This is a genomic window from Simkania negevensis Z, assembly GCF_000237205.1.
Classification (GTDB): domain Bacteria; phylum Chlamydiota; class Chlamydiia; order Chlamydiales; family Simkaniaceae; genus Simkania; species Simkania negevensis.
The window spans coordinates 1,581,899-1,600,639 of the sequence record NC_015713.1 but is presented as its reverse complement, the minus strand read 5'-3'; the positions used below and the strand labels follow the sequence as shown (position 1 = coordinate 1,600,639).

The window sequence follows — 18,741 nt, the reverse complement described above, 5'->3', positions numbered from 1 at the left end:
TAAAGAGCCTCTCTGAAAAAGGGGACGGCAAATCTTCATCATTTAAGATATTGATAATGAAAAAGAAGCGAATAGGAATATTCTTTTGTTTGCTTTTAGCTGGTGCCTTAAAGCTCCAAGCTGTAGAGCCAATTCCAATTGACGAGCTCCTAGCCGAGACTCCTCCTTCCCGCACAGACAGCATTCCTAGACAACATATTGAAAACGAGGAAGATGCATATTTAGAAGGATACATCCAAGCAATGGTTAACTCCCATTACTATGAGTTCGACGTTCTAGTCTATGTCGAAAATGGGGACGTGTATCTCTATAATCTTCCCAAAAACGATCTCATTAAAAGCAGTATTATCCGTTTTGTGACAGATATGCCTGGAGTGAAATCGGTAACAGAAGTCGATAAGTTTCCAGAAGCTAAGCTCGAAAAATTGGAAAAAAGAGAAGTGAAGCCCCAAATTTCAGGGGTTTGGTTTCCCCAGACAACTGTTCTCTATCCTCCAATGATCGCCAACCCTATGGAAACAATTTATTCTGCAGCTTATCGGATCGGCGATCATATCATGGGAAAAAACACCATTGCAGTTTCTCTAGGGGATGATTTCCCGATTTATCGATGGCGCAATGTCTTCTGCTGGAAAGGAGATCTTCAAATTGACATTCAGGCAGGAATCTGGTCAGTTTTCAACATGGGTGCAGGAGGCCGGGATGGAGAATTTGCTGAGCTAGTCAATACCGACTACCTTGTAGGGATACCTCTCTCATATGCTGTGAATAAATGGGCTTTTCGTCTTCGAGTATACCATATTTCGAGTCACTTGGGAGATGAGTACATGGTGAATCATCCAGGAGTCAAGCGGTTGAACCCTAGCATGGAGGCGATTGATTTCTTTACTGCCTATCAAGTCACGAAAAATTTGAGATTCTACATAGGTCCCGGGTGGGTTTTTCATAGTGATAGTACCTTTCATATCGATCCCTTTTACATAGAATATGGAGGGGAGGCTCGATTCTGGGGAACTAAGAATTTCTATCATAAACTCTATGGAACGTTCTTCTTTGCTTTCTACATTCGCAACTGGCAAGTGAATCACTGGCAGTTCGATGTCAGCCCAATGCTTGGGTACGAATGGAGTAAACTTCAAGGCGTAGGCCGAAAAATGCGTATTTTCATTAATTACCATAATGGGTATTCTGAAGGGCAATTTTTTAAAGAGCGTACGTCATATGGTGGCTTCGGGTTATCCTGGGGTTTCTAAGAACCCGAGTTCAGGATTTATTTTGCTTATTAGCAAAAGAGAGTTCTCTTAATCTCTGCATTTTTGGCGAAGGGAAGGGCCAAATGCCCTTTTTAGAGAGAAGAAAGAGAAATTCCTGAGAAGTATAAGTGAAATAACCCCGGAACTCAGGTTAAAGGTCCAAATTGCTACCAAGTTTTACCTCTGATTTAGACAATTTTATCCTTAAAAAGGGTAAACTGTAACGGCTTAGGTTGAAATTTTATGAAAATTTATCGCAATAAGACGCTAGGAAGTACCCTCCTAGTCGCAGGAACGCAAATTGGTGCGGGGATGCTCGCACTTCCTTTAACAACTGGAGTAACAGGCTTTTTTTGGTCGACAGTCCTGTTCCTTATCTGCTTTCTATTCATGTTAACGAGCCTCTTTTATCTCTTAGAGGCTAATCTTATGACAACAAAAGTCAATGCTAACCTAATTTCCATGGTAAAAGAGCGGTTAGGACCTTTTGGCCAGCTAGTCGCGTGGCTTTCTTTTCTTCTCTTGCTCTATGCAGTTGCTGCTGCCTATCTTTCTGGTGGAGGCTCTTTGATTGCAGAAGTCTTAAGTGCCGGTTGGAAAACGGATGTTTCGCCCAATGTTGGCGTGTTTCTCTTTCTTATTGTCTTTGGTTTAATTGTGGTTTTTGGAACTCGAGCTGTAGATGTGATCAACCGACTTTGCATGTTTGGCCTTGCTGGGTCTTTTCTTCTTTTACTCGTTTTTGTGACCCCTCATGTTCGCTGGGATCATTTTAGAGGAGGAGATCCTCGATACATTTGGGCAGCTGTTCCTGTTGTAATCCTTTCATTTACCTCTCACATCATTGTGCCTAGTCTACGCACTTATCTTAGCGGGGACGTACACAAACTTAGGACATCTCTTTTTTGGGGTAGCCTTATCCCCTTATTTTTCTATTTGGTTTGGGAAGCGCTGATTATCGGAATGCTTCCACTAACAGGAGAATATGGCCTTGAGTCCATTGGTGCCGCAGCTCACCCAGTTTCGGGATTGACAGAGGCATTAAACTATTTCTTGCATGTTTCGTGGATTGCCACATTGGTAGGACTATTTTCCTTCTTTGCTCTTGTGACCTCCTTTTTTGGTGTGGCTTTAAGCCTGTATGACTTTTTAGCCGACGGCTTTCATATCAAGAAGACAATTGGGGGACGCTTTCTCTTACTCGTCATGATGTTTGCGCCACCTCTTCTCTTTGCTTTTTTCTACCCAAAAGGGTTTCTTCTTGCAATCGGCTATGCAGGAGTATTCGTTGCCATTTTATATGGGATTTTGCCTGTGCTCATGGTTTGGAAAGGGCGTTATGTTGAGAAAAAGCAAGAGCAGTTTAAAGTTTGGGGTGGAAAATTTCTTATGCTTATCATGCTAGTTGGATCGTTATTTGTAATCTTTTTTCAGATTGCTGCGACGCGAGGGTGGTTGCCCTCACTCAGCTAGTGCTCCATAACAAAAAATTCTATAGCTAATTTGATCCAGATTTTCGCTGAATTTTTCTCTTCCAAAACTGACCGCATTGTCCATGAGACAAGGCGAAATTTTAAGAAGGCAAAGGGCACTAAAAGATGGGTGAATAGTGGTGAAGAATTTTAGGGACAAGACTCTAGAGCTAATTGCCGAAGCTCACTTACATCAACAGTATAGCAAAGTTGGATGTGCCTTTGAGGCAACGTTATTTCAGGTTCTCTTTGGGCAGTCCCTGAAAGCTTCGCTTCAATCGATTGGAAGATTTCGAAAACAGCTTGCGAGATAGCTTGGGTTTTGTTTTGAAACGCTTTGGAAATATTGTTCCACTTTTCGATGCTCCAGTTTTTAACTGGTCGAATTAAATCGTCTACTGCTGTTTCACGACTTGCTTCCCATGTTTTAATCATCCGATTCCAAATGTAGAAACGGAGAGCCCATTTTGTGATATCACTGAGATATGTCAAATATAAATACCGATGACACATTTCTGGAAACTGATGAAGATAACTGATTGGAAAGACTCGATTCCAAGTATAAGTAAAAGGGGTCCACCATTCACAATGATCTAAGGGTGTATCGAGATGGTAATGGGTACCCCAATAAAGGAGCGCGACGAGGCCAAGTCCTGTTAGATTTGTAAGCATCATACGAAAGAACTGGGTAGAAGCTATGACGCAGACTTTTTTAACGATTGCGTCTGAGATGCGGGAAATCAGCTCAAAGCGCTGTTTTTTTTCAAAGTTTCGGATGGGGCGACAGGCTTTATCTTGAATGAATTCATCAACTGTTTGCTCAAATTCGTCTCGTGTTCCAAAAGCTGCTTCGATTCCCATCTGCGTGACACTTGTCAGATGGAATGTGTGAGGATCTTTGATGGATGTAGGTTCTTGATAAGCTGCATCTACAAGATTTTTTCCCCACCGCTTTATTGCATTACGCGCCCCAAGAGGCTGACGTAAGAGATTTTGCCCTAATTTGGCAATTCTTTGAAAATCTTGAAGAAGGGTTGTCATTGCAGAGTGATTGCCAATGATTGAAAAAAAGACACCTCCTATTAAGAAGAGCTTCACAGGATTAAGCGTCACAAATGAAAGGGCGAATCCTCCAGCTAAAACAATTGTGCCAATCCCGATGTAACGAATCGCTCGAGGTAAAGATGTAAGTTCGTGAATGACATGCTCTGCTTGAGAAGCTTTATTTTCGACAAATGCAGCTCGATTGATCACAATCTGGGATGTTGGGCAAAGAGTATTTGTCAGCTGTTTTTTAGCAGTTTGGTACCAAGGTTGAGGTTTAAGATTTTCTTCAAAAAGCTCCTCTACTTTTTTTTTGACTTTGTCGTTTATCGTCGATTGAAAGGGGTCCAGCGTTTTTAACGCCGAGCCTTGGTCTTGCCCTGCCTGCTTGATTTGCCGATGAAGGGCGAGAAGGCCTGCGATTCCGCCGACATGAGAACGAACCTGGTCCCAATGATGAGCCAAAATGAACCTCGATTAAACTCTTGAATAGAGAATTTTTTCAAGGTAGTATAAGTTAAATTCTAATAGAGGTCAATGATGAATGAAATTAAAAAGAATCTTAAAAAAATGGTAATAATTATAATTTCAATTCTGGTGTTTGCTGTAGTGATGTACTTTATTTCGTTTATATCGAGGGTTTCAAACCACAACAAATCCGTCTCGGAAGATCGGCCCCTTCGGTCCAATGGGAAGCTTTCCACTAAAAAAGTCTTCATAGACCTTAAGCCCTTGCTTAGCCGTTTGGATGCAGTAGAAACTATTGCTGACCCACTCTGATCCTTTGATCGTACCAGTCTCGAGATTGGTGAGAAACCGAGTCCCGACCTTTTGCTTCCAATATGCAGGATCTCCCACTAAGAGAACAGGTGTGACTTCACCCGCCCCTGTTTTGCGGCGCACCTCTTCCAAAGTGTATTCAAAATCCGTACCGATTCCACCGGTTAAAAAGATCGGGAGATCCAGATGGAACTCTGCTTGACGCTCAACGAGACGATCTAACCGGTAAGTCATCTTAGCTTCGATGTAAGGATTTTGTTTTTGCTCATTGACAACCGATTCTTTGTTCGACCGAAAATCGATGATATTGGCGCACGAAAGCAAACCCAGCTCTTTTGAAATCTGGTTGCCTAAACTCATTACCCCCGGGCCTCCACCTGTCACCAGTGCAAGAGGGGTTTTGGGACTTAATAAGGGATGATTCATTTCTTCTTTCATCGCAAGTAATCCAGACATCAATTCCTTGAGCAGAGTGTCATAGGGTCCCTCAATTAAATTTGAACCGTAAATTCCAACCATCGTTGCATTGATAAACGTTTCAACTTTTGACGTGGGAACAAACATCCCTGAGTCTTTATCTGCACGGGGGACATACTGTAGGATTTGATGGGTTCGTTCATCGAGCCAAAAGACACGGATACCAAACTTTGCCAAGTCGATAAGCATTGAACGGTCTTCATGAGAAAAAAACTCGCCATGTGAGCGAGAAGGATACTGAAAGTAAATTCCCTTCAAGCAGCGGTGAACTTGTTCACTGATGAGCATCCGCTTCATAATTGGGGAAGGAAAGTAGCGGCAAAGTAAGATTCCTTGGCTCGTGATGCCCCCATTTTCTATAGCTTCTAAGAAGGGATAGGAAGGTTGAGCATGCAAATACGCTTCAACTTTAACTGCTTGCTCGGTAGGGAAAAAATATCCTGGGAAGGATTGAAAGCCTGATTCCTTTTGAATCCAATCCGAGCTTTTGAGATTGAGAAGCTGATTTCCTTTCACCACAAAGACAGCACATTTGTGATGCAACGGACCAGGTGCTGTTTCCATTGCCTGAAAGAGGGTTTCAGGATCTTCAATCGAAGCTTGGAGTTGGTCTCTATCAGAGAAAAAGACATGCTCACGGTAAGGAGAAAGAGTATAAAATTCGAGGGGAATCGTCTCCACTTCAGTGTCACATTTGCCATAGAATTCGTAGATATCCCCAGACGCAAATGTATCAGGTTGCAAAATCGAAGCTGCAGTGTGAATCATCCCTTCAGGAAGAAGTTCGTCCACGACCCGAGCAAAAACCGTACGAATATGAAGAGGAATCGTTTTCACTAAGAGAAGTTCTCCAGAGCGTACACACCGTTTTCCCCCGGGATTGTATTTTTGTGTCAAATGAAGAAATTCTCGAATTTTGATGTGGGGTTCTGTAAGACCTTTAACTAGGGTTGGAAGGATTCCTTTGATCGAATCGTCATACGAATAAGATCCAGACTTAAGCGAGAGAAAAGCAACAGTTCTTCCCTCCAATTTTTCGAGTCTTAAATCAGAACGGTCGGCTTTTTCACCCAAAGAGAGAAGAGGGCGTCCACGGCGGTCTGTCCGTCCGAACATGCGGGAGAGATATTCTGGGTCACGGACCCGTCTTGAATCATCTGCAGCAAAGAGTTTACCGATATAGGCGTCCACAGTGAGATACCGCAAAAGTTCCATTCCGATCTCATTAATTGCCTCAAGTTTAACCCGAACTTCAGCTGTGCGGAGTGTACTTGAGAGCACCATCTCTTCTTTGTACGCATGGACTCCCAACTGCGCGAGAGTGCTCTTAATATTGAACAAAACCTTTTCTGGAGGTAATGAGAAACCTAAAAAAATTGGTGAGATTTTTTCGATCAAAACATCAGCCATGACCGATTCCTTATCGATCTGCTCAATCTTTACGATTTTTCCGTCAGGAGAAACCAAATCAGTATCAGTGAAAGAGAAGTTTACACCCATGCCTCAAATTGTATAACATTTCATCAAAAGCTTGAATATTATTTTTTTGACATCTACAATTGTACGATTTCGAGGAGACGATCGATGACAAACGAGATTCAAGAACGAAGCTTCGGGACACACAATGGAAGTTTTCATGCAGATGAAGTCACAGCATGTGCACTTCTTATTCTCTTCGATCATATCGATCTTGACAAAGTTATTAGAACCAGAGATTTACATGTACTCAGAACCTGTGATTATGTTTGTGATGTAGGAGGCATGTATGAACCGACCATTCGTCGCTTTGATCATCATCAGCTCGACTACCATGGCCCCCTCAGCAGTGCAGGAATGATCCTCAAATATTTAAAAGATGAAAAAGTGATCAAAGATAAATTGTTTCAGTATCTGAACCGATCTCTTGTGATGGGGGTTGATGCCATTGACAATGGAAAGACCACGACGATGGTAGGACATTGTAGCTTTTCAGCGGTCATCGCAAATTTTGTCCCAATCCGCCATAATGTTGATGAAAACGTCATGGACGAAGCTTTTTTTCAAGCTGTCGATTTCACTTTAGGTCATCTTAGTCGACTTGTTGATAAATTTCACTATATCCAGGAATGTCGTGAAGTGATCAAACGTGAAATGGATAAAAATCAAACGGTCATGATCTTTGAAGAGTCGATGCCTTGGATGGAAACGTTCTTCGACTTGAAAGGAGAAAAACATCCTGCAGCATTTCTGATCATGCCAAGTGGAAAGCAGTGGAAGCTTAGAGGCATTCCTCCTTCGTATGAAAAGAGAATGCAAGTGCGCATCCCCCTTCCAAAAGAATGGGCCGGATTAATCGATGATGAACTCAAAGAAAAAACGGGAATTCCCGGAGCTGTCTTCTGCCATAAGGGGCGATTCATCTCTATTTGGGAAACAAAAGAAGATGCTCTTAAAGCACTTGAAATCACTCTACAAAAGGCAGACAAATGAGCAAGACCATATTCGGTAAAATTATCAGTGGAGATCTTCCTTCGATCAAGCTTTACGAAAGCGACAATGTTTTAGCAATCAAAGACGTGAGTCCTAAAGCCCCTGTTCATATTCTCATCATGCCAAAAAAAGAATACAAAAACCTGCAAGATGTTCCTGTTGCAGACCTTCCCATCATAGCAGAAATTGTTGAAGTTGCCCAAAAACTTGCTAGAGAATTGGGAGTTGAAGATAATTACCGCTTTCTGACAAATAATGGAACCAAGGCGGGGCAATCGGTTTTCCATCTTCACTTTCATTTAATCGGTGGAAAGGAACTTGGCCCCATGGCATAAGTTCGGTATGATTTATTTCTTTGTCGCATGCATTTGCTTCACAACCACTCTCTTTTCCTCACTCATTGATCTAAAAGAAGAAGACCTCGTTAAACGGGTTTATTCCCATCTTGTGATTCGAGATTACCGTTCTGCATTAGAAGAGTGTGAAGAGGGGATGCAGCTGTTTCCTGAATCATCAGCCCTTCGAGAAGCCTACATTCGGACACTAGCTGAAAATGGAAAAGATGATGAAGCCATTCTCCGTTGGAAAAAATGGAAAAAAGAAACGCTCAATCACGACATTTTAGAAGCCTTGGCATGGGGAGTGCTTCATCGCTCTGAAAACTCGAGACAAATCGTCGTGAATATCGCTTCCCTGATGGGAGCCTTTTACACCCATGATGTGCGCGCCGTTCAAATGCTTAGAAACCAAATGCACTCCTCCAACGCTTATATCCGCGCCATAGCTGTCCAGTTTGCTCCTCAATACCGTGACGAAGTTCTCATCCAAGAAGTGAAACGGCTTTTCGATGAAGAAAAGGTCTGGTATGTCAGACTAGAGGTCATCAAAGCCTTGGGCGCTTTTGGGACCCCTGACGTGCGAGAACCCCTTAAGCAAATCGTTGCGAACTCCCGCACCAGTGCAGAAGAAAAAGCCTTGGCAGCTGCCTCCCTTGTCAACTTGTACGACTCCATTGATCCCATCGAACTTTCAAAACTGATAAAAAGTAAAAGAGGAGGGTTGCGCCTTTTTGCCTGCCATTTGATCGCCCACCTCGATCTCACTGAAGAAATTCCCTCGTTGATCACGCTCTTAGAAGATCCTATGCCCGACGTACGCATTGCAGCGCTAAACACTCTTTATCTTCTCGGATTACGTAGCCTTTCAGAAGCTTCCTTGACCAAAATCGAAAAGCTCATGGACAATTCCCACCCAGAACTGTCTATTACTGCGGCTTGGATTGCTCTTCGGTTTTCTGAAGAAAAAGCCTTAGAGACTCTATGCAAATGGGTCTATTCTTCGATAGGTGAAAGCCGGCGCTATGCAGCCTTCGCACTTGGACATAGTGGAAAAGCAGGAAGAGAAATCGCAAAAGAAGCCATAAAAATTTCGCCAGACCCCTTTGTGCGCGTAAATGCTGCCTTAGGACTGATCAGGCAGGAGAGTGATCTTGGTCTTGCCTGCTCGACCTTGTATCAGTTTCTCATAACACACAAAGAAAATATCATGTGGGAAGAAAGTACCCTTTTCCAAGTTCTTGCCCCCTCGCGTCATCACCATATTCCACAAGTTCCTCAATATCCCGCTCTCATGGATCAGCTTTCACGCCTTGAAATTTTAAATTTTCTAGCCATCCTTCAACATCCAAAAGCAGAAGAAGCCCTCAAAAGTCTACTCACGAATGAACTTTTTGGTGTGACTTATGCAGCATCCAATACACTTTTGGAAGAGGGTGGAGAAGAAGCTTTAAATATACTCCGTCATCTTTTACAAGAAAAAGATGAAAAGATTCGGGTACAAGCGGCAATGGTTCTTGCGCTCTCAGGAAGTGAACCTGAGGCCATTGACGCTCTACAAGAAGCTTACTTTGTCATGGATCGTGAAATGAAGATTAACATTTTAGGAGCGATTGGGCACATCGGAGATCGAAAGTCGATCCCTTTTTTGCTTGACCTCCTTGATGAATCCCATCAAATTTTAAAAGTGGTGACAGCTTCGGCTCTCATTCAATGTTTATATCACTAGAGCTAGCCTTATGACTAAAATTCAAGCAGCCCAAAAAAAACTTCAAGAACTAAAGTTCGACGGCTGGCTCCTTTATGAATTTCATGGTGTGAATTCTCTTGCTATTCAGTTTCTAGAAATTCCAACCGAGCTTCTTATGACGAGACGGTGCTTTTACTGGATTCCTGTCCAAGGAGACCCGTTAAAAATCGTCCATCAAATTGAAGCACACAACCTTGACCACCTACCTGGTGAGAAAAAAACTTATAGCAATTGGCGTGACCTTCATCAGCATCTCAAAACGGTGCTCACTGGCAAAGGGAAGGTGGCCATGGAATATTCCCCCATGCAAGCCATTCCCACTGTCTCCAAAGTTGATGCAGGTCTTGTCGATCTCATCCGTAGTTTTGGTGTACAAGTTGTCAGCTCTGCCCCATTTCTCCAGGAATTCACCTGCGTTTGGACACCCCATCAATACAAACTGCACAAGGAAGCTGCAGAAATTTTAGACAACACTGTTCACATCGTTTGGAACCATCTCAAAACGTCTCTTGAGCAAGGAAAGACTATTACCGAGCATGATATTCAACAAATGATTCTGGGAAAGTTTCGTGATCATGGCTGCGTAACAGAAGGAGAGCCGATTTGTGGTGTGAATGCTCATGCTGCAGATCCACACTACATTCCCACTGAAAAAAATCACGCACCCATTCAAAAAGGCGACCTTGTACTTATCGACCTTTGGTGCAAAAAAGATCTGCCAGAAGGGGTCTTTGCTGACATCACGCGGATGGGTGTTGCAGCATCTAAACCCACCTCAAAACAACAAGAAATCTTTACCATTGTACGTCGAGCACAACAAACCGGAACGGACTGGATTGCATCCGAGCACCGACAAGGAAAGCTCGCTTTAGGTGCCGAAGTCGATCATCGCGTTCGAAGAGTAATTGAAGAAAGTGGCTACGGCTCCTACTTTACCCATCGAACTGGACATAATATTAACAAAGAAAATCATGGCCCCGGAGCTAATATCGATGGTCTCGAAACAGAAGATGACCGTCCTCTCATTCCGAATACCTGTTTCTCCATTGAACCCGGCATCTATCTTCCCGGTGAGTTTGGAGTTCGCTTGGAGTACGATGTGTTTATGCACGAAGGAGGGGAAATCGAAGTCACCGTTCCCCCACAAGATGAGTATCTAACTTTCTAAATAATCTCATTCGTAAAAAATAAAATCATATTTGACTATGTTAGCTTAGTAACCTGAACTTTGGGTTTATTTCACTCATTCTCAGGGATTTTTCTCTTTCTTCTCAGCCCATTTATTTCGAAAAGGATCTATACTCAAACTACTTCAAAACCAAATTTTGAAGTAGTTTGAGTATAAAAATCAGGTCAAGTAGATCTTTTGATAGAGCTCCAAAATTTCCATTTTCTGGACGTCTTCTCGGCTCAGACTTTCTTTATTCTTGGGGGTGAAGAAAGAAGCCGAGCAATTTCTATGTAGAGCTTGCCATGAGCAAAATTGAGTGAGCTCCCGCGTTTCAAACGTTCCAAAAGAACTGAGTTTTGCCTTATCAAACGGATGGTTGAGAAGATGCATCAAATAAGCGAGCTCGACTTTTTGAATACAGAGATGCTCTTCCAGTTCGAAATAGTTTTGCCTTTTTTCGTGTTGTTCGGTTTCAGATTTATTTTCAGCCTCGTCTTTTAAAATCTCGAGCTTCAAACGACTTAGCTCCTGCACTTTTTCATTCATTGCAGCCGAAAAATACTCATATTGGGTAAGCAGAGGAATGAAGAGCTCTCCTTTTTCAGGAGATTTGACACTTTGCAACTGCGTAGCTTTATCTTTTAAAACCGTTTCTGGAAGCTGGGCGAGTTTTTTATAAGAGGCTGTCAGCCCCTCATAAAGAAGTTTCCGTTCTTTTTCACTTTCTGCTCGAGCCTTCCATGCATGATAGGTGAATTCCATATAAGGCTGATAAAAATGTATTAATGCATAGAGAGCGGGTAGAAGAGCATAGGCATTGAGCTGCCCAAAAACCATCGTAAAAAGAGCAGAAAAAACCATGAAACCAAACCAAGCAATTTTAGCTAAAGTGTCATAGAAAGTTGCCAAATGTTCTTGGTTTTTGACTTCTCTATTTAAGAATGTGTTGTCCCATAAGGCAAACTGGTTGAGATTGTCCCTATGCAGTAAGAGAGATCGATTGATGCACTGTTCGCTCATAGCGAAAGATTCTATCCCATCAATAAATTTCTTTAAATAAATATTTGTCTCGCATGCAAAAGAGAGCTTCTTGAAATGGGTGATTGGGCGCAAGGGAACCGAGGATTGGCAAGAAGCTTTTCAGAAGAACGAAAAGACTGATCCATTTTTTCATCAACAAGTTGAAGAAGCGCTTTATTATAAAGACAGTGAAATCAATTCTTGGTATTTGAAGCGTGGTGATCCATATCAGACTTATGCAAAGCTGTAATGGCATCTTGTTGCATCTTGAGGAAAAGGCTCCTTAACCCATTGGCTCGGCTTGGTGAAAGGTAGCTTGTGATTTCAAGATGTTTTAGGGCAGTTGGAGGGCACTTCAAAAGAGCTTCTGGAGGCTCTCCGTCATAAATCATAAGTAGCAAGGCTGCAAGTCCCGCAGAGATAAGTGCATCTGATGTAGCTAAGAAATGCATCTTTCCCTCATTGAAAGTGCTTTTCAGATAAAGCTGACTTTGACACCCTTTAACCAGGCGATCTGGAGTTTGATCTTCTTTGGGATAGGGCTTGAGTGAGCGTCCCAACTCGATAACTTTGGTGTATTTTTCTTCAACCGTGTGCCGAGAGGAAAAGATCTCTTTCAATTTTTCTTGATTTTCGAAACAGCTTTTGAATTCCATGCAGACATCTTACCTGGAAAAGGGGAATTAGGCAACAAAGATTGCTGCATCTTTAAAAATTGTTTTAGCTATTTTTGAGATGGAAGCATCGAGCATCCATTGTTTCGATAAAGGGGCTCGTTTCGACTCAGGATCAAAGATGTAGTACGGTTGATCTTCGAGAGACTCAAAAGTGACAGAGTCGAGGTAGCTCGAAGGTTCTGGCGCTCCAAAGTCGGATGCTTCGCGCTTATCCTTGACGTCAGCGATCACATGGAGATTGTAGGCCGCAGCCAGCTTGGCAGGGAGAAGTTTTTCCTCTTCAATTTTTTGCTTGTCAATATTGAGAAGTAGCCAAGCTGATTTGATTTTACGGTGTTTTTCAACGGTGATACCCGGCTCTTTGAGAAGTGTAGCCTTTTCTTGAATTTTTGCATCCAGATCTCGAATTTCTTGCTTATATTGATTAGCGGTATCAGACCAGTACTCTACGCGACCGATGAGATTCTTTAGGGCGGGATATGCCGATTTCTGCGAATCTATACCTGCTAACTCTTGAAGATGTTTGATCCCTTTTGGATCGACATTGTGCTCATATAGCTTGTGGTAGAATTCACTAGGCGTTAAATTTTTCTGTTGATAGGAATCGATTTTAGCTGCTACGCCAAGCATATGTTTGGCAAAATCGGTGTATTTTGAAGCTTCTTCCTTATATTTTAAATAAAATTTATTATGAAATGTTTTCACAGAAGCTCCAGCGACGATCAAAATCACTGGGACAAAAATTGGGGCCTTAATCGCTGATAGGGTTACACTCACTATTGTAAGGACTGCGATTACGACAAGAGAAATTTTTGCTTTAACATCTGCTTTGAATGCTTCGGACTTATACTTTTCAGCAGCTTCGGAGGGGGTAGAAAGTAGGCAGATATTATAGTCTGAATGTGTAGCCGATGTTACACTCATTAAATACCTTTCCTTAATTATAGAGTAATAAAGATTACTTCTTTAGAAACATTATATCTAAAGTCTATTTATTTTAAAATAATAAAAAATAATTAATTCAGAGGATTATACAATATTAAAAATTAAATAAGCAATAAACTTTTTTCTTGGGTTAAATATCACCAGAAGATATAATTGCGAGCTCATTGGATTGAAAAGTCGCTCTATCTTGAAGAGATATTGACTTTTTTGAGACTCAATTGATAAGACTCAATTTTAAGTTCTACTAGAAACAAGGAAATTATGCCGAAAGAAGATACGATCAAACTTGAAGGAAAAATTGAAGAATTACTTCCGAATATGACCTTTCGCGTGACTTTGGAAAATGGAATGACAGTTCTAGCTCATCTTTGTGGAAAAATGCGGATGCGTAATATCCGTGTCTTTGTGGGGGATGTGGTCAAAGTTGAAATGTCTCCATACGATCTTACCAAAGCTCGCATCGTCTATCGCCAAAGGTAATCATTTCTTTGGTTGGTAACTCTCAAAACACAAATTGATATTCATTGTTGTGGGCCAATTTTGCCCCATTCTTAAGTTCTTTTGCAGTTTTGATTTTCAAAAAATTCGGGGGGAGTGTAGGAAAATTTTTCCAACATTTTGAAAACTTGAAGATTAGATGTTGCTTTTTTTTTAGTTGATAGTTAAGCTTTATTCCATTCGCCTATCTAGGCGCGATCGTTCATCTTGTCGCACACCTTATGTTTTGCGTGATTTAGATGCAACGCTTGCTTAGAGAGGAAGAGAAAACACTTAAAGGTATTAACATTTAAGTGCCCAGGTAGCTCAGAGGTAGAGCACTTGCATGGTAAGCAAGCGGTCGTAGGTTCAATTCCTATTCTGGGCAAGAAGCGCACGATAACATTTCAAAAGCTACATAAGGAGCCCCAAGCGGAGGAATACTACAATGGCAAAGGAATCTTTTCAAAGGACCAAACCCCACGTTAATATTGGGACCATTGGCCACGTCGACCACGGTAAGACAACACTCACAGCAGCGATCACCCACACTCTTGCAAAAAAAGGTGGGGCCAAATTCCGTGATTATGCATCCATTGATAACAGTCCTGAAGAAAAGGCACGTGGTATTACGATCAACTCAAGCCACGTTGAATACGAAACAGATAGTAGACACTATGCACACGTAGATTGCCCGGGACACGCCGACTACGTTAAGAACATGGTTACTGGTGCTGCTCAGATGGACGGAGCCATTCTTGTTGTAGGTGCAACAGATGGGCCAATGCCTCAAACAAAAGAGCACGTTCTTCTTGCTCGTCAGGTTGGAGTTCCTTCAATTGTTGTTTTCCTCAACAAAATGGACCAAATCGGAAAAGGCGATGAAGAACTCGTTGAGCTTGTTGAAATGGAAATTACCGAAATGCTCGAAGCTCAAGGTTACAAAGGTTGTCCAATTATTCGTGGATCGGCTCTCAGAGCACTTGAAGGTGATGCAGAGTGGGCGGCTAAAATCGAAGAACTCATGGCAGCAGTTGACGAACATATTCCAACTCCTCAACGTGAAGTTGACAAGCCATTCCTCATGCCTGTTGAAGACGTGTTCTCAATTTCTGGACGCGGAACTGTTGCAACAGGGCGTGTTGAGAAAGGTATTATTAAAATTAACGACAAGATCGAGATTGTTGGTCTCCGCGAAACTCGCGAATCAGTTGCGACTGGCCTAGAGATGTTCAACAAACTCCTCGATGAAGCAAGAGCCGGTGAGAACGTTGGTGTTCTTCTTCGCGGAATCGATAAAAAAGACATCGAACGTGGAATGGTTCTAGCAGCTCCTGGTTCTTGTAAACCACACACGAAGTTTAAAGGAACTGTATACGTGCTTAAGAAAGAAGAAGGCGGACGTCATAAGCCATTCTTCACAGGTTACCGTCCACAGTTCTTCTTCCGTACAACAGACGTGACAGGAACTGTTACACTTCCTGAAGGAGCAGAAATGGTGATGCCTGGCGATAACGTTGAAATCGCTGGCGAACTCATTGCTCCAGTAGCGATGGAAGAAGGAATGAGATTTGCGATTCGCGAAGGTGGACGTACAATCGGAGCTGGAACTGTTACAAAGATTATCGAGTAATAGATAAGTGAGAGGTCTCTCTGATAAGAGTGACCTCTTCCCTTTAACAAGGGAAATATGGGTGTGTAGCTCAGTTGGTAGAGCAACGATCTCCAAAGTCGTCGGTCGGGGGTTCGAATCCCTCCGCACTCGCAATAAATGAACTACATGAAGAATAAGAGAAAGCCAGATATGTCGGTCTCTCAAAAGATTGCAGAGCTGAGTGCGGCCAAAAAGAAAAAGGCAAAGACCAAGAAAACTCATTTCTTTCAAGAGATGAAAGAGGAGATGAAAAAGGTCTCTTGGACAACAAAAGAAGAATTAACGACATGTACGAAGATTGTCATTGGGGCGATTTTTGCTTTAGGACTCAGTATCTATGTTGTCGACCTTTTTATTCGGTACGTATTACAAGGCATGGGCAGCCTCATTCGCCTCATCAGTTAAGAGCATAAAAGGGAATAGATGGATAGTCATTGGTACGTAATTCAAGTGATGTCTGGTCAGGAAAAAAAGGTGAAGAAAAACCTAGAAGAAAACCGTGTAACAAAGGGCATGGTCGACCTGATCGAAGAAGTTCTTGTTCCCTCAGAGAATGTTGCTGAGGTTAAAAGGGGTGAACAAAAGATTACCGAAAAACGGCTCTGGCCGGGTTATGCGCTCATCAAGATGAAGATGACTGACGAAGCCTGGATGTATGTTAAAGATACAAACGGAGTCATTGATTTCATGGGAGGAGGAAAGCCAGTTCCTCTTTCAGATGTTGAAGTCCAGGAAATTCTAAAAGAATTGCAAGATAGGAAAGGAGAAGTTGTTCACAAACATAAGATCTCTATGGGAGATCATGTTAAGATCACCGATGGGGTCTTCGTGAACTTTATTGGAACGGTGCTTGAAGTGAACCATGAAAAAGGACGCCTTAGTGCCATGGTTTCGATTTTTGGAAGGGAAACCCGTGTGGATGACCTCGAGTTCTGGCAAGTGGAAGAAGTTCCTACAGATGTACAAGTGGAATAAATTAAGTAGGCAGGATAAATAAGAAAATGGCGAAAAAATTCGAAAAGAAAATTAAGCTCCAGATTCCAGCAGGAAAAGCAAACCCTGCTCCACCAATTGGACCGGCGCTTGGTTCGGCTGGTGTGAATATCATGGCATTCTGCAAGGAATTTAATGCTAAAACTCAAGATAAGGCTGGTGATGTCCTCCCAGTTGAAATTATAGTCTATTCCGATAAGAGCTTTACCTTTATCACAAAAAAACCGCCGATGGCAAGACTCATTTTAAAAGAGCTTGGTATCGATAAGGGATCAGCTGTACCAAATAGAGATAAAGTAGGAAAGCTCACAAAATCGCAAGTGAATAAAATCGCAGAAATTAAAGGCCCAGATTTGCGAGTCAGTTCAAAAGAAGCGGCTGCGAATGTCGTTGCAGGAACTGCCCGTTCAATGGGTGTAGATATTGTAGAAGGATAAAAGCACTCATGGCAAAGACTACAAAAAGATTTAAAGAGATTAACAAGTTATTTGAAAAGGGGAAAAGTTACACTCTCACAGAAGCAGTAGAAATTCTCCAAAAAACACCTTCTCCAAAGTTTGATGAATCGGTTGAAGTTGCTCTGAGTATTGGAGTTGACCCAAAAAAATCAGACCAGCAAGTACGCAGTACAGTTTTACTACCAAATGGAACTGGGAAAAAAGTCGTTGTTGTTGTCCTTGCAAAAGGAGACAAGGCGAAAGAGGCTGAAAAAGTAGGAGCTGACTTTATAGGCGACCAAGATCTCATCGAAAAAATCAAAAATGGGTGGACCGATTTTGATGCGATCATTGCAACACCAGACATGATGCGAGAAGTTGGAAAACTGGGTAAAGTTCTCGGACCAAGAGGTCTGATGCCTACGCCTAAAGCAGGAACCGTAACGACTGATGTAGCCAAAGCGGTTGAAGATATTAAAAAAGGAAAAATCGAGTTTAAGGTCGATAAGAATGGAATTATCAACAATTTCGTTGCGAAAATTTCATTCACCAAAGAGCATATCGTTGAAAACATTGAAGCATTTATCCAAGCAGTTTCAAAAGTAAAACCTTCGACTGCGAAAGGACAGTATTTGCGCTCATTGTTCATCTCAACGACAATGGGACCTGGCCTAAAAATTGACCTAAACTCTGTATCAGTAAGTTAGGATACCAAAGAGCTATGAGACCGGAAAAACAGTTATTATTAGATGAAATCAAAGCGCAAATCAAAAATGCACCTGGATTTGTTTTGATGAAGTATCAGAAAATGGACCCTAATCTTACATCTGAATTTCGCAATGCGATCTCAGAAGGTGGTGGGTTTTTATATGTAGTCAAAAAACGTGTCTTTCTTAAAGCTGCTCAGGAAGCAGGTCTTAGTATTGACGAATCGATGATCTCTGGTCATCTGGGCGTTATCTACTCTGGAGAAGATACGGTGACAACAACAAAAACCGTATACAAATACAAAAACAACTACTCTGAAATGATAGATATCCTCGGAGCGAGCTTCGAGGGGAAAATCTGCTCACCTCAAGAGGTTGAGGAAATTTCGAAGTTGCCTAGCAAGGATGAGATGCGAGCGCAGTTCCTCGGTGTGCTAGCCGCGCCGATGTCGGAAACTGTGGGAACCATTCAAGCAATTCTTACCAGTGTGATTTACTGTGTTGAGAATAAAATTCAGAAAGAAGAAGGGTAACTGAAACAAGAATTATATGAACCATATCAGGGGAATAAACCGTGGCACAACAACAAGAAGCAAATATTGAACAACTCGTAGAAACATTGAGCGCACTTTCAGTCCTAGATCTTTCTAATCTGAAGAAAGCTCTTGAAGAAAAGTGGGATGTCAAAGCCGCTGCTGGCGCACCGATGATGATGGCTGCACCTGCCGCAGCTGCAGGCGAAAGCGCTGCTGCTGAAGAAGCAACAGACTTCCAAGTGATTCTTGAAGAAGCTCCTGCAGATAAGAAAATCGCGATCATTAAAGTCGTTCGCGAAATCACAGGACTCGGACTAAAAGAAGCAAAAGAGTTGGTTGAAGGAGCACCTAAGCCTGTAAAAGATTCAGCTCCAAAAGCTGAAGCTGAAGAGATCAAAAAGAAGATCACAGAAGCAGGCGGAAAGGTCGCCTTAAAAGGTGTCTAAGTTTAAGTAGAACTTACGCAGACTTAGAACGTAAGCAGAAACCTAAGTGTTGGGTTTCTGCTTGCGCGTATATTAATTTATTGCTCTTTCAGAAGAAC

The 18,741-nt window shown here is 42.2% G+C and carries 19 protein-coding genes and 2 tRNA genes; 16 read left to right on the top strand and 5 right to left on the bottom strand.

Translation table 11 applies throughout. The annotated features are described in order from the left end of the window. Window positions 1-56 precede the first annotated feature (56 nt). Window positions 57-1,253 carry a DUF1207 domain-containing protein gene (locus SNE_RS07920; RefSeq protein ID WP_013943876.1) on the top strand — a complete coding sequence of 399 codons (1,197 nt, stop codon included), beginning with the start codon at window positions 57-59 and terminating at the stop codon, window positions 1,251-1,253. Window positions 1,254-1,496: 243 nt separating this feature from the next. Next, window positions 1,497-2,726, top strand: coding sequence for an amino acid permease (locus SNE_RS07915; protein WP_013943875.1), 1,230 nt, complete (start codon window positions 1,497-1,499; stop codon window positions 2,724-2,726). A 149-nt stretch (window positions 2,727-2,875) separates the two neighbouring features. Here SNE_RS07915 and SNE_RS07910 read toward each other — a convergent pair whose 3' ends face one another. Together SNE_RS07910 and SNE_RS07905 are read right to left on the bottom strand one after the other, a co-directional pair. Further along, complete coding sequence (locus SNE_RS07910; RefSeq protein WP_013943873.1) at window positions 2,876-4,234, bottom strand: hypothetical protein; 1,359 nt, start codon at window positions 4,232-4,234, stop codon at window positions 2,876-2,878. A gap of 177 nt (window positions 4,235-4,411) precedes the next feature. Beyond that, a complete protein-coding gene (locus SNE_RS07905) occupies window positions 4,412-6,526 on the bottom strand; it encodes an LOG family protein (protein ID WP_013943872.1) in 2,115 nt (704 codons plus the stop codon). Between the two features lie 84 nt (window positions 6,527-6,610). Between SNE_RS07905 and SNE_RS07900 the strand changes: the two genes are divergently transcribed. Genes SNE_RS07900 through SNE_RS07885 form a run of 4 tightly spaced genes read left to right on the top strand, consistent with a single transcriptional unit; the run spans window position 6,611 to window position 10,748 of the window. After that, window positions 6,611-7,495: an MYG1 family protein gene (locus SNE_RS07900; RefSeq protein ID WP_013943871.1), complete on the top strand. Its 885-nt coding sequence runs from the start codon at window positions 6,611-6,613 to the stop codon at window positions 7,493-7,495. Then, window positions 7,492-7,830 (top strand): histidine triad nucleotide-binding protein, encoded by a 339-nt coding sequence (locus SNE_RS07895; RefSeq protein ID WP_013943870.1) that lies wholly within the window; start codon window positions 7,492-7,494, stop codon window positions 7,828-7,830. The genes SNE_RS07900 and SNE_RS07895 overlap by 4 nt, the downstream gene beginning before the upstream one ends. A 7-nt stretch (window positions 7,831-7,837) precedes the next feature. After that, complete coding sequence (locus tag SNE_RS07890) at window positions 7,838-9,559, top strand: HEAT repeat domain-containing protein (RefSeq protein WP_013943869.1); 1,722 nt, start codon at window positions 7,838-7,840, stop codon at window positions 9,557-9,559. A 10-nt stretch (window positions 9,560-9,569) separates the two neighbouring features. Continuing rightward, window positions 9,570-10,748, top strand: coding sequence for a M24 family metallopeptidase (locus SNE_RS07885; RefSeq protein WP_013943868.1), 1,179 nt, complete (start codon window positions 9,570-9,572; stop codon window positions 10,746-10,748). Between the two features lie 180 nt (window positions 10,749-10,928). Here the strand turns inward: SNE_RS07885 and SNE_RS07880 are convergent, their stop codons facing one another. From SNE_RS07880 to SNE_RS07870, 3 genes are all read right to left on the bottom strand, one after another. After that, entirely contained in the window at window positions 10,929-11,771 is an 843-nt protein-coding gene (locus SNE_RS07880; protein ID WP_013943867.1) for a hypothetical protein, read from the bottom strand. Between the two features lie 194 nt (window positions 11,772-11,965). After that, window positions 11,966-12,427 (bottom strand): SufE family protein, encoded by a 462-nt coding sequence (locus SNE_RS07875; protein WP_013943865.1) that lies wholly within the window; start codon window positions 12,425-12,427, stop codon window positions 11,966-11,968. Between the two features lie 27 nt (window positions 12,428-12,454). Further along, the gene (locus SNE_RS07870; RefSeq protein WP_013943864.1) at window positions 12,455-13,372 is read right to left on the bottom strand and encodes a hypothetical protein; all 918 of its coding nucleotides are present in this window, start codon (window positions 13,370-13,372) and stop codon (window positions 12,455-12,457) included. A 279-nt stretch (window positions 13,373-13,651) separates the two neighbouring features. Here SNE_RS07870 and infA point away from each other — a divergent pair, with 279 nt between their 5' ends. The 10 genes from infA to rplL all read left to right on the top strand — a co-directional run bounded on the left by infA (window position 13,652) and on the right by rplL (window position 18,643). Continuing rightward, window positions 13,652-13,873: a translation initiation factor IF-1 gene (gene infA, locus SNE_RS07865; protein WP_148258989.1), complete on the top strand. Its 222-nt coding sequence runs from the start codon at window positions 13,652-13,654 to the stop codon at window positions 13,871-13,873. A 313-nt stretch (window positions 13,874-14,186) separates the two neighbouring features. Beyond that, a tRNA-Thr gene (locus tag SNE_RS07860) sits at window positions 14,187-14,258 on the top strand. A gap of 60 nt (window positions 14,259-14,318) precedes the next feature. Then, window positions 14,319-15,503 carry an elongation factor Tu gene (gene tuf / locus SNE_RS07855; RefSeq protein WP_013943862.1) on the top strand — a complete coding sequence of 395 codons (1,185 nt, stop codon included), beginning with the start codon at window positions 14,319-14,321 and terminating at the stop codon, window positions 15,501-15,503. A 59-nt stretch (window positions 15,504-15,562) separates the two neighbouring features. Further along, window positions 15,563-15,635: transfer RNA gene (locus SNE_RS07850), tRNA-Trp, on the top strand. 6 nt (window positions 15,636-15,641) lie between these two features. Continuing rightward, the gene (secE, locus tag SNE_RS12875) at window positions 15,642-15,929 is read left to right on the top strand and encodes a preprotein translocase subunit SecE (protein WP_013943861.1); all 288 of its coding nucleotides are present in this window, start codon (window positions 15,642-15,644) and stop codon (window positions 15,927-15,929) included. 18 nt (window positions 15,930-15,947) lie between these two features. Continuing rightward, window positions 15,948-16,499: a transcription termination/antitermination protein NusG gene (gene nusG / locus SNE_RS07840; RefSeq protein ID WP_041418949.1), complete on the top strand. Its 552-nt coding sequence runs from the start codon at window positions 15,948-15,950 to the stop codon at window positions 16,497-16,499. Between the two features lie 26 nt (window positions 16,500-16,525). After that, window positions 16,526-16,954 (top strand): 50S ribosomal protein L11, encoded by a 429-nt coding sequence (gene rplK, locus SNE_RS07835; RefSeq protein WP_013943859.1) that lies wholly within the window; start codon window positions 16,526-16,528, stop codon window positions 16,952-16,954. An 8-nt stretch (window positions 16,955-16,962) separates the two neighbouring features. Continuing rightward, complete coding sequence (gene rplA / locus SNE_RS07830) at window positions 16,963-17,661, top strand: 50S ribosomal protein L1 (protein ID WP_013943858.1); 699 nt, start codon at window positions 16,963-16,965, stop codon at window positions 17,659-17,661. A gap of 14 nt (window positions 17,662-17,675) precedes the next feature. After that, window positions 17,676-18,194: a 50S ribosomal protein L10 gene (rplJ, locus tag SNE_RS07825; protein ID WP_013943857.1), complete on the top strand. Its 519-nt coding sequence runs from the start codon at window positions 17,676-17,678 to the stop codon at window positions 18,192-18,194. A gap of 41 nt (window positions 18,195-18,235) precedes the next feature. Further along, window positions 18,236-18,643 (top strand): 50S ribosomal protein L7/L12, encoded by a 408-nt coding sequence (gene rplL / locus SNE_RS07820; protein WP_013943856.1) that lies wholly within the window; start codon window positions 18,236-18,238, stop codon window positions 18,641-18,643. Window positions 18,644-18,741 lie beyond the last annotated feature (98 nt).

Coding starts and splice junctions, on each gene's coding strand:
- SNE_RS07920 (WP_013943876.1), top strand. CDS start 57: ATGAAAAAGAAGCGAATAGGAATATTCTTTTGTTTGCTTTTAGCTGGT.
- SNE_RS07915 (WP_013943875.1), top strand. CDS start 1,497: ATGAAAATTTATCGCAATAAGACGCTAGGAAGTACCCTCCTAGTCGCA.
- SNE_RS07905 (WP_013943872.1), bottom strand. CDS start 6,526: ATGGGTGTAAACTTCTCTTTCACTGATACTGATTTGGTTTCTCCTGAC.
- SNE_RS07900 (WP_013943871.1), top strand. CDS start 6,611: ATGACAAACGAGATTCAAGAACGAAGCTTCGGGACACACAATGGAAGT.
- SNE_RS07895 (WP_013943870.1), top strand. CDS start 7,492: ATGAGCAAGACCATATTCGGTAAAATTATCAGTGGAGATCTTCCTTCG.
- SNE_RS07890 (WP_013943869.1), top strand. CDS start 7,838: ATGATTTATTTCTTTGTCGCATGCATTTGCTTCACAACCACTCTCTTT.
- SNE_RS07885 (WP_013943868.1), top strand. CDS start 9,570: ATGACTAAAATTCAAGCAGCCCAAAAAAAACTTCAAGAACTAAAGTTC.
- SNE_RS07880 (WP_013943867.1), bottom strand. CDS start 11,771: ATGAGCGAACAGTGCATCAATCGATCTCTCTTACTGCATAGGGACAAT.
- SNE_RS07875 (WP_013943865.1), bottom strand. CDS start 12,427: ATGGAATTCAAAAGCTGTTTCGAAAATCAAGAAAAATTGAAAGAGATC.
- SNE_RS07870 (WP_013943864.1), bottom strand. CDS start 13,372: ATGAGTGTAACATCGGCTACACATTCAGACTATAATATCTGCCTACTT.
- tuf (WP_013943862.1), top strand. CDS start 14,319: ATGGCAAAGGAATCTTTTCAAAGGACCAAACCCCACGTTAATATTGGG.
- secE (WP_013943861.1), top strand. CDS start 15,642: ATGAACTACATGAAGAATAAGAGAAAGCCAGATATGTCGGTCTCTCAA.
- nusG (WP_041418949.1), top strand. CDS start 15,948: ATGGATAGTCATTGGTACGTAATTCAAGTGATGTCTGGTCAGGAAAAA.
- rplK (WP_013943859.1), top strand. CDS start 16,526: ATGGCGAAAAAATTCGAAAAGAAAATTAAGCTCCAGATTCCAGCAGGA.
- rplA (WP_013943858.1), top strand. CDS start 16,963: ATGGCAAAGACTACAAAAAGATTTAAAGAGATTAACAAGTTATTTGAA.
- rplJ (WP_013943857.1), top strand. CDS start 17,676: ATGAGACCGGAAAAACAGTTATTATTAGATGAAATCAAAGCGCAAATC.